Genomic DNA, 9,004 nt, shown 5'->3' with positions numbered 1-9,004 from the left:
CCCTCCACGCCGCTCTTCCGATCTGTTGCCGCTGTTGGGCAGAACGCATCCCGACCCGCACTCCTGGCGACGCAGCGCCGAGCGCTACCAGGCGCTGCTGAGTCGCGTCGACGCAGGCTGGGCCCGGCCTGACAGCCCGACGAACGCGCCGGGTTGCTCGCGGTCCGCGGCCGCACCGTGGACGTCGTGACCACCGCATCGGTCAGCGCCGCGATGCTCTACATCGCGTGGACGATCGATCCGCTCGGCACCAGCTGAGGCGGGCTGTCAGGCCGGGCCCAGCCTGCGTCGACGCGACTCAGCAGCGCCTGGTAGCGCTCGGCGCTGCGTCGCCAGGAGTGCGGGTCGGGATGCGTTCTGCCCAACAGCGGCAACGCCTTCCGGATCCCGTCGGCGAGTGCCGCCGGGTCGCCGGGCGGTACCAGGACAGCGCCCGTGTATCCCTCGGTGGCCTCGACCAGGCCGCCGACCGAGGTGGTCACGACGGGCAGCCCGCAGCTCATCGCGATGTGCAACGGGCCCGATGCCGATGACCGGCGGTAGGGGAGAACGACGAGGTCGGCGGCGGCGAAGAACCCGGGCACCTCGTCATCGGCGACGTAGCGGTCGACGATGGTGAGCCGGTCGGCCGGCAGCACCGCCCGGAGCCGGTCCAGGGGCTGCCGGTAACCCTGCCAGACCTCGCCGACCACGCTGAGATGGATGTCCAGCCCGGACCCGACGAGCAGACCGACCGCGTCGGCCAGGTCGGCATGGCCTTTGTAGGGCCGTACCACGCCGAAGATGAGGATCCGGACAGGTTGCCGCACTTGGGGTTCGGTGGTGCAGCCGCACTCCGGCCGGCCGGCGTGGTGGGCGTACGGCCCGTGCAGGATCACCTCCACGGGCATGTCCGCCAGCCTCGGATAGGCTGCGACGAGCTCCCGCCGATCGAACTCGGAGTGGACGACGACCGCATCCGCGCGGTCGAGCAGCAGACCCATGCCGGCGCGGGTGTATCTGGCGACGAGGGGGAGTTTCGCTTCGCCGATGTCCTGCATCTCGTGGAACTCGATCACCAGTCGTGCCCCGGCACGTTTGGCCAGCCACGCGATGATCAGATAACTGTGCAGTACCGTCGCGGTCCACCACTGCAGGATCACCACCGACGGTGCGGTCCGGCGCCAGAAGCGCCAGGCGCCCACCGCGGACGGGCCCCAGAACCAGTCGAGACCGTTGAACACCGAAACCTTTGGGGGCGGCAGCATCCCGTCGGTGTGGCCCACCCGGGCGCGGCCCGGGTACAGCATGCGAGGGCACAGGTTGCGCAACAGCAGGGCGGCCACCGGCCCGCGTTCGGCCAGCGCCTCGGTCAACAGCGCCGTGTAGTAGCTGACACCGGACAGGAATCGGTCCCCCGGGCCGACGATCAGAGCTACGGGCTTGCGCCCCCCGGCGCGCCCGTAGCTCACGCAGGGTTCCCGATGCGATCGCCGGCGTGCACCCGCCGGCGGACCGATTGCACGACGTGGCCGCTCAGACCCGACTGATGCCCCCGCAGGACCGTCCGCAGCACCCTGATGCCGTCCCGGATGGAATGGAGGTTGGACTTGCCGGCGCGTCGCGGCAACTCCAGACTCGGGACCTCGGCGATCCGCAGACCCGCCTGCATGGCGTGCACGACCATCTCCGCCTCGATCTCGAAGCCGGTCGCCGACAGCGCGAGCACGTCGAGGTACCGCCGGTGGAACGCACAGAAGCCGTAGCAGAGATCGGTGAGCTCGGCGCGGTAGAGCGTGTTGAACACGCTGAGCAGGAACCGGTTCCCGAGCCGCCGGAACCTGGTGATGTCGAGGGAGCCGCCGCCCGGGATGAACCGGGAGCCCTTCACGAAGTCGTAGCCGTTGGCGAGGAAATGCAGGTAGTGCTTGATCTCGTCGGGGGTCATGCTGCCGTCCGCGTCCATCATCACGATGACGTCGCCGGTCGCGGCCAGGAAGCCGGTCCTCAGCGCGCTGCCCTTGCCCACCCCGTCCTGGGGGACGACCGTGACGTCCGGCCGGCACCGCTGGGCGGTGACCAGGGTGGCATCCGTCGACTTCCCGTCGACGAGGATGACTTCGTCGACGTCGTCGGCGATCTGTTGGAGTACCCACCCGATGTTGCGCGCCTCGTTCTTCACCGGGATCACCAGGCTGACGTTCAGTGTCGACGCCCGCGGGACGGCTCGCTCCTTCTTGCTGCGTGCGTCGTCCAGGTGGATCAGCGGGTCGGCTGCGACAGGGCGGCCCTTCAACGGCGCCGCTGAATCTCGCACATATTCATCGGCAATTTGTTGTTCAGTCATTCAAACCCCCCGTAAACAATGTTGCATTTTCAGTGAATGACAGTTGATTAGCTGATATCGCTGCTCAGCGATGCGTGGCACTATGACCTGGCTCACGCTAGCACCGCTTTTTGCGGCTTGCAATACAGTTCACAGGACTTTTGCCGACACTGCCTCAGGCGTTTTGCGGGACCCTAAGCGCAGGCGTAAATATTCGCTGTAGTAGAACCAGCGATGTTGTTTGACTGCGCAATAAATTCCAGTCCGGATTATGCGCGTGATCCGGTCGTGACCTGCAAATCTGAAAAGTCAAATAAAAATGTCACCGTCGAAATCGGTGCATGTCCCCCGCGCCGGCCACCACCGCCCGGCCGCTGTGCCGCGAATGTGCCGCCGCGGTAGCTGGCAGCGTCCGTGCACTACCGGGCGCGCACGCTCGCGGGCATTCGCTGGGAACCGACCGGGTTCAGCCCAGCGTCGCGCGGATGCACACTGTGACGTAGGGCAGGGCCAGCCCGGTGCTGTTCGCCAGCGCCGGATGCGTGGCGAGCAGCTCCCGCACCCGATCCAGCGTCCGGGCCCGCACCTTCTCCGGCGAGGTGATGCAGTAGCTGCGCGAGGCGACCAGGTCGATCAGCGCCTGCGGCGTCAGATAGCTCGTCCATTCCACCTGGTGGCGCTCGACATCGGTGAACGGCGCAGGCAGGTCCACCGTCTGGCTGAACGGGTCCACCTCATGCCCGATGATCGTGCCGAGATCCTTGACCCAGCCCAGCCGTTCGTCGCGGTTGTTCCAGACCAGGCCGAGGCGCCCGCCGGGCCGCAGCACGCGGGCCACCTCCTTGACGGCGCGCTCCGGGTCGAACCAGTGCCACGCCTGCGCGACCAGCACCGCGTCCACGCTGTCGTCGGGCAGCGGGATCTCCTCGGCGGTGCCGAGCAGCGCAGGGGTGTCGGGCAGCGACGTGCTCAGCAGCTCCAGCATCTCGGGGATCGGATCCACCGCGACGACGCCCAGCCCGCGCTCGACGAGCCGGGTGGTCAGCTTGCCGGTGCCGGCGCCGAGATCGAGGACGTCATGGGCGCCCTCGGGCAGCAGCCAGTCGATCGCCTCCGGCGGATACGACGGGCGGCCCCGCTCGTAGGCGGCCGCCTCCGCGCCGAACGACAGCGAGCGACGATCCGCGGACCCGTTCACCGCGACGCCAGCTCCAGCGTGCGCCGGATCAGCTTGCCCACCGCGTCGGTCTCCACCAGGAAGCCGTCGTGACCGTATTCCGATTCCACGACGTCGAGCCCGTCGCAGCCGGGCAGCAGTTCGGCCAGCTCGGCCTGCAGGCGCAGCGGATACAGCCGGTCGCTGGTGATGCCGCCGACGATGGCGGGCACCGGGCAGCCCTGCAGCGCGGCCGCCACCCCGCCCCGGCCGCGTCCGACGTCGTGGCTGGACAACGCGTCGGTCAGCGTGACGTAGGTGCCGGCGTCGAAGCGCGCCAACAACTTCCGGCCCTGGTACTCCAGGTAGCTCTGCACCGAGTAGCGGCCGCCGGCGGCCGGATCCTCGCCGGGCTGTGGGTCGTTGCCGAACCGCTCGTCGAGTTCGGTCTCCCCGCGATAGGTCAGATGGGCGAAGCGCCGCGCGATCTCCAGACCGGTGTCGGGGGAGCGGCCGGTGCCGTGATAGTCACCGCCGCACCAGTTCGGATCGGACTTGATCGCCGCGACCTGGTTGCTCTGCGTGCCGATCTGGTCGGCGGTGGCACGCGCGCCGACGGCCAGCACCAGTGCGGCGCGGACGCTGTCCGGATGGGTCACCATCCACTCCAGCGCCCTCGCCCCACCCATGGATCCGCCGATCACGGCGGCGACCTCGGTGATCCCGAGCCGTTCCAGGGCGGCCACGTCGGCGGCCACCTGGTCACGCACCGAGATCATCGGAAACCTTGAGCCCCAGGGCTTTCCGTCGGGGGCGAGCGAACTGGGGCCGGTCGAGCCACGGCAGCCGCCGAGCACGTTCGTCGAGATCGCGCACCACCGGTCGGTGTCGATCGGTGCGCCGGGGCCGGCGACGCCGTCCCACCAGCCCGGAGTCGGGTGGTCCGGTCCGGCCGGTCCGGTGATGTGCGAATCGCCTGTCAGCGCGTGCAATACGACGACGACGTTGTCCCGGTTCGGTGAGAGCTCACCCCACCGCTGCACCGCGATGGAGACGTCGTCGACGACCGCGCCGTTCTCCAGGGTCAGCGAACCGATGTCGACGATGCCGATCTCCCCTTCGGGCGGCAGCGCCACGCGATCGGTGAGGATGTCCATGATCGTCATCAGAACGACGCCACGGTGTTCGGATCGGCGCCGGCGGCCGCGATGAACGGCTTGGCCGCGGCGAAGCCCTGCTCCAGGTCGGCCAGGATGTCGTCGATACCCTCGATGCCGACCGCCAGTCGGACCAGCCCGGGGGTCACCCCGCTGGCCAGCTGCTCGTCGGCGGACAGTTGCTGGTGTGTCGTCGACGCGGGATGGATGACCAGCGAACGGACGTCACCGATGTTGGCGACGTGGCTGTGCAGGGTGAGCGCGTTGACGAACGCCTTGCCCGCCTCGATGCCGCCGGCCAGTTCGAACGCGAGCACGGCGCCGGTTCCCTTGGGCGCCAACTTCTTTCCGAGGTCGTGCCACGGCGAGGAGGTCAGGCCGGCATAGTTGACCGAGATCACGTCCGGGTGCGCCGCCAGGAACTCGGCCACTCGCTGTGCGTTGGCCACGTGGCGCTCCATGCGCAGGCTCAGCGTCTCGAGGCCTTGGGCGATCAGGAACGCGTTGAAGGGTGCGGCGGCCGAACCGAGGTCGCGCAGCAACTGCACCCGCGCCTTGAGCGCGAACGCGGGCGGGCCGAGTTCGGCGAACACCACGCCGTGGTAGCTGGGGTCGGGTTCGGTGAAGCCGGGGAAGCGGCCGTTGGTCCAGTCGAACGTGCCGCCGTCGACGATCACGCCCGCGATCGCGGTGCCGTGCCCGCCGAGATACTTGGTCGCCGAGTGCACGACGATGTCGGCGCCGTGGCTCAGCGGCTGGATCAGGTACGGCGTGGCGATGGTGTTGTCCACGATCAGCGGGACACCGACCTCGTGCGCGACGCCGGCGACGGCGGGGATGTCGAGGATGTCGATTTGCGGGTTGGAGATGGTTTCGCCGAAGAACGCCTTGGTGTTCGGGCGGGCGGCGGCGCGCCACGAGGCCAGGTCGTCGGGGTTCTCGACGAAGCTCACCTCGATGCCGAGCTTGGGCAACGTGTAGTGGAACAGGTTGTAGGTGCCGCCGTAGAGCCTGGGGGAGGAGACGATGTGGTCGCCGCTGTTGGCGATGTTCAGGATCGCCAAGGTCTCCGCGGCCTGGCCGGACGACAGGAACAGTGCTGCCACACCGCCTTCCAGCGCGGCGATGCGCTGCTCGACCACGTCCTGGGTCGGGTTCATGATGCGGGTGTAGATGTTGCCGGGCTCGGCCAGGCCGAACAGCGCGGCCGCGTGGTCGGTGCTGTTGAAGATGTAGCTGGTGGTCTGGTAGATCGGCAGGGCCCGGGCATTGGTGGCGACGTCGGGGGTCTGCCCCGCATGCACCTGTTTGGTCTCGAACGCCCAGTTCGCGCTGATTTCAGCCATCGTCGTGCTCCTCCATGAAACAGGGGGCCCGTTTCACGGCGGACCCGCGCTTGCCTTATAGCCGCATGCGGCTACTCAACCTGGTCGTCTCCCGGGGCACCCCACCGCGGTTGGAGGGTTGCCGGCCAGCGAGCCGGGGCTTGACGCTGGCGCTCATGACCGAGACGAACTGTATCTCACCCAGCACAGACGGTGCCAGCGGGTCCTCCCGGAGGAACGGTCAGCCGATGGCCTTGCGCGGTTCGGTGTGCTCGTCGACGAAGGTCGTGATCAGCTCGGTGATCACGTCGGGAGCCTCGAGCATCGGGATGTGACCGAGCCCGTCGAGACGCACCACTTTCGCGTCGTCGGGCAGGTGGGTCAGGAAGTACCGGTTGCCGCGCGGGGTCGGGAACACGCGGTCCTTCTCGCACAGCACCAGCTGGGTCGGGGCGCCCAGGCTCGCGAGCTCGAGCAGGCCGGGCAGGCGCAGCGTCTTGACCAGCAACTGCAGGTACGCGCTGCAGTGGGTGGCGTCCTCCACCAGCAGGCGAAGGTCGTCGTCGGAGGGCCCGTCGGCAGGGCCGCTGACCGGCAGCGTGGCCAGTCGCCGGGCGCCCGGCAGCGCCAGGATCCGCGGGCCGAGCAGCCGGGCGGCGATCAAGGCGGGTCCGCCCAGGATGAACTTCAGCACCGTCTCGTACTTGGACACCGAGTGGTGCCCCCAGCCGCCGGCCGGCGCGATCGCGGTGAGCGTGCGGGCGCGCCCGCGTCGCTCCAGCTCGAACCCGACCCAGCCGCCCAGCGAATTGCCGACGATGTGGGCGCTCTCCCAGCCCAGCCCGTCCATCCGGCGCTCGATGTCCTCGACCAGGGCGTGGGTGTCGAGCAGCCAGGTCGGGGACGGGTTGCCGCCGTGGTGGCCGACCATGGTGGGTGCGTACACCTCGAAGCGGCCGGTGCCGGCGAGCTGGGTGGCCACCGTGTGCCACACGTTCTGCGAGCACAGGAACGGGTGCAGCAGCAGGACGGGGTGCCCCGATCCGGCGTGGATCGGCTCTCGTGGTGCCATGGGCCGACGATAAAGGCGATACCGGCGGTACCGCAAGGATGCCGGCGGGGCGCTCGGCTAGGGTCTGCCGCGTGACGCGCCCCATCACGGTCAGCACCATCAACGTCAACGGCATCCGCGCCGCGGTCAAGCAGCGCTCTCCGGAGAACCTCGGCCTGCTGGCGTGGTTCAAGGAGACGGCGTCCGACGTGGTGTGCCTGCAGGAGACCCGCGCCGACGACGAACAGCTGGCCGAGGCGCTGGCCCCGGCCCTGGCCGACGGCTGGCATCTGGCGTCGGCGGCCCCGCACGTCAAGGGCCGCAACGGCGTGGCGGTGCTGTCGCGCTCGCCGCATGACGACGTCCGGATTGGTTGTGGCGCAGAGGAGTTCGCTGCGCACGGGCGTTACATCGAGGTCGACACCGCTGGGGTGACGGTGGGCAGCGTCTACGTGCCGACCGGCGAGGCCGAGACGGACCGTCAGCTGGAGAAGGAACGGTTCATGGCGGCGGTGGCGGCGCGGATGGCGGTGTTGCTGGCCGGGGCGGTCGACACCGGACGTGAGGCCGTTGTGTCGGGGGACTGGAACATCGCCCACACCGAGAACGACATCAAGAACTGGAAGGGCAACGTCAAGAAGTCGGGATTCCTGCCGCAGGAGCGCCGGTGGCTCACCGACCTGCTGGACACCGGGTGGGTGGACGTGGTGCGACGTGCGCATCCCGATGTGGCCGGCCCGTACGCGTGGTGGTCATGGCGTGGCAAGGCGTTCGACAACGACGCCGGATGGCGCATCGACTACCAGCTGGCCACCCCGGGCCTGGCCGAACGTGTCACGTCCGTCATCACCGAACGGCCCGCCGCGTATGCGCTGCGCTGGTCCGATCACTGCCCGGTGACGGTGCACTACGCGTGAATCCGGCGCGTTCAGACACCCTGATGGTGCCTGAGCGCGCCGAATCCGCGCGATGAGAGGATGGGTGTCACCATGAGCAACACAGCCAGGCCCGTCGTCTTCTCGGGCGCCCAACCGACGTCTGACTCCCTGCACCTGGGCAACGCGCTGGGCGCGGTCAGCCAGTGGGTCAGCCTGCAAGACGGCAACGACGCGTACTTCTGCGTCGTCGACCTGCACGCGATCACCGTCACGCAGGATCCCGAGACGTTGCGCAGGCGCACGCTGGCCACCGCGGCGCAGTACCTCGCGCTGGGTGTCGACCCCGACCGGGCCACGGTGTTCGTGCAGAGCCACGTCCCCACCCATTCCGAGTTGGCGTGGGTGCTGGGATGTTTCACCGGTTTCGGGCAGGCGTCGCGGATGACGCAGTTCAAGGACAAGTCGCAGCGGCAGGGTGCGGATTCGACCACGGTCGGGTTGTTCACCTATCCGGTGCTGATGGCCGCCGACGTGCTGCTCTACGGCACCCAGTTGGTACCCGTGGGCGAGGATCAGCGTCAGCACCTCGAGCTCGCGCGCGACCTCGCCCAGCGGATCAACGCCCGGTTCCCGGACACGTTCGTCGTCCCCGAGGCGATGATCCCGAAGGCGACCGCGAAGATCTACGACCTGCAGGACCCGACGGCCAAGATGAGCAAGTCGGCCGACAGCGACGCCGGGCTGATCAGCCTGCTCGATGATCCGGCCAGGACAGCCAAGAAGATTCGCTCGGCGGTCACCGACAGCGAGCGCGAGATCCGGTTCGACCGGGACGCCAAGCCCGGGGTGTCCAACCTGCTGACCATCCAGTCTGCGGTGACCGGCGCCGACATCGACAAGCTCGTCGAGGGCTACGCCGGCCGCGGCTACGGAGACCTCAAGAAGGAGACCGCCGAGGCGGTCGTCGAGTTCGTCACGCCCATCAAGAACCGCGTCGACGAGTTGCTCGCCGACCCCGCGGAGCTGGAGAGCGTGCTGGCCAAGGGTGCCCAGCGGGCCCGCGAGGTGTCTGGACACACACTGCGCCGGGTATATGACCGGCTAGGGTTCCTGGCAGCTCGCTAACTCACAA

Annotated in this window: 9 protein-coding genes, 1 pseudogene and 1 riboswitch; of the genes and pseudogenes, 4 read left to right on the top strand and 6 right to left on the bottom strand. The window is 68.8% G+C overall.

What is annotated here, in order from left to right:
- Both ASJ79_RS33645 and ASJ79_RS30675 read left to right on the top strand, forming a co-directional pair.
- Positions 1–190, top strand: a 190-nt coding sequence (locus tag ASJ79_RS33645) for a hypothetical protein (protein ID WP_231750711.1), incomplete at its 5' end; no start/stop codon positions are given.
- Positions 136–258 (top strand): annotated as a pseudogene (locus ASJ79_RS30675) (DUF3017 domain-containing protein); the annotation flags it as partial. The gene ASJ79_RS33645 and the pseudogene ASJ79_RS30675, both read left to right, overlap by 55 nt.
- On the opposite strand, the gene ASJ79_RS03840 reads toward ASJ79_RS30675, so the two are convergent.
- The 6 genes from ASJ79_RS03840 to ASJ79_RS03815 form a co-directional block, all read right to left on the bottom strand.
- Positions 219–1,451, bottom strand: coding sequence for a glycosyltransferase family 4 protein (locus tag ASJ79_RS03840; protein ID WP_082753649.1), 1,233 nt, complete (start codon positions 1,449–1,451; stop codon positions 219–221). The pseudogene ASJ79_RS30675 and the gene ASJ79_RS03840 overlap by 40 nt on opposite strands.
- The gene (locus ASJ79_RS03835) at positions 1,448–2,326 is read right to left on the bottom strand and encodes a glycosyltransferase family 2 protein (protein ID WP_231750710.1); all 879 of its coding nucleotides are present in this window, start codon (positions 2,324–2,326) and stop codon (positions 1,448–1,450) included. Before ASJ79_RS03835 ends, ASJ79_RS03840 begins: the two co-directional genes overlap by 4 nt.
- A gap of 445 nt (positions 2,327–2,771) precedes the next feature.
- Entirely contained in the window at positions 2,772–3,503 is a 732-nt protein-coding gene (locus ASJ79_RS03830; protein ID WP_067953356.1) for a class I SAM-dependent methyltransferase, read from the bottom strand.
- Positions 3,500–4,627 (bottom strand): homoserine O-acetyltransferase, encoded by a 1,128-nt coding sequence (locus tag ASJ79_RS03825; protein ID WP_067953354.1) that lies wholly within the window; start codon positions 4,625–4,627, stop codon positions 3,500–3,502. Before ASJ79_RS03825 ends, ASJ79_RS03830 begins: the two co-directional genes overlap by 4 nt.
- Positions 4,627–5,964, bottom strand: coding sequence for a bifunctional o-acetylhomoserine/o-acetylserine sulfhydrylase (locus ASJ79_RS03820; protein ID WP_067953352.1), 1,338 nt, complete (start codon positions 5,962–5,964; stop codon positions 4,627–4,629). Before ASJ79_RS03820 ends, ASJ79_RS03825 begins: the two co-directional genes overlap by 1 nt.
- Before the next feature lie 41 nt (positions 5,965–6,005).
- A riboswitch (SAM riboswitch) is annotated at positions 6,006–6,125 on the bottom strand.
- Positions 6,126–6,184: 59 nt separating this feature from the next.
- On the bottom strand, positions 6,185–7,015 hold the full coding sequence (locus ASJ79_RS03815; protein WP_067953351.1) for an alpha/beta fold hydrolase: 831 nt from the start codon (positions 7,013–7,015) through the stop codon (positions 6,185–6,187).
- 83 nt (positions 7,016–7,098) lie between these two features.
- On the opposite strand from ASJ79_RS03815, the gene ASJ79_RS03810 reads away from it, so the two are divergent.
- Both ASJ79_RS03810 and trpS read left to right on the top strand, forming a co-directional pair.
- Positions 7,099–7,911, top strand: a complete 813-nt coding sequence (locus ASJ79_RS03810; protein ID WP_197420060.1) for an exodeoxyribonuclease III — start codon at positions 7,099–7,101, stop codon at positions 7,909–7,911.
- 72 nt (positions 7,912–7,983) lie between these two features.
- Entirely contained in the window at positions 7,984–8,997 is a 1,014-nt protein-coding gene (trpS, locus tag ASJ79_RS03805; RefSeq protein WP_067953362.1) for a tryptophan--tRNA ligase, read from the top strand.
- The last annotated feature ends 7 nt before the right edge of the window (positions 8,998–9,004 follow it).

The organism is Mycobacterium sp. NAZ190054, from assembly GCF_001545925.1.
GTDB lineage: Bacteria > Actinomycetota > Actinomycetes > Mycobacteriales > Mycobacteriaceae > Mycobacterium.
Note: the sequence above shows the minus strand (reverse complement) of the source record. Positions and strands in the feature narration are given on the sequence as shown.

Bases quoted from the DNA above. Each gene is read 5' to 3' on its own strand.
- ASJ79_RS03825 (WP_067953354.1), bottom strand. From the start codon at position 4,627: ATGACGATCATGGACATCCTCACCGATCGCGTGGCGCTGCCGCCCGAA.
- ASJ79_RS03815 (WP_067953351.1), bottom strand. From the start codon at position 7,015: ATGGCACCACGAGAGCCGATCCACGCCGGATCGGGGCACCCCGTCCTG.
- ASJ79_RS03820 (WP_067953352.1), bottom strand. From the start codon at position 5,964: ATGGCTGAAATCAGCGCGAACTGGGCGTTCGAGACCAAACAGGTGCAT.
- ASJ79_RS03835 (WP_231750710.1), bottom strand. From the start codon at position 2,326: ATGACTGAACAACAAATTGCCGATGAATATGTGCGAGATTCAGCGGCG.
- trpS (WP_067953362.1), top strand. From the start codon at position 7,984: ATGAGCAACACAGCCAGGCCCGTCGTCTTCTCGGGCGCCCAACCGACG.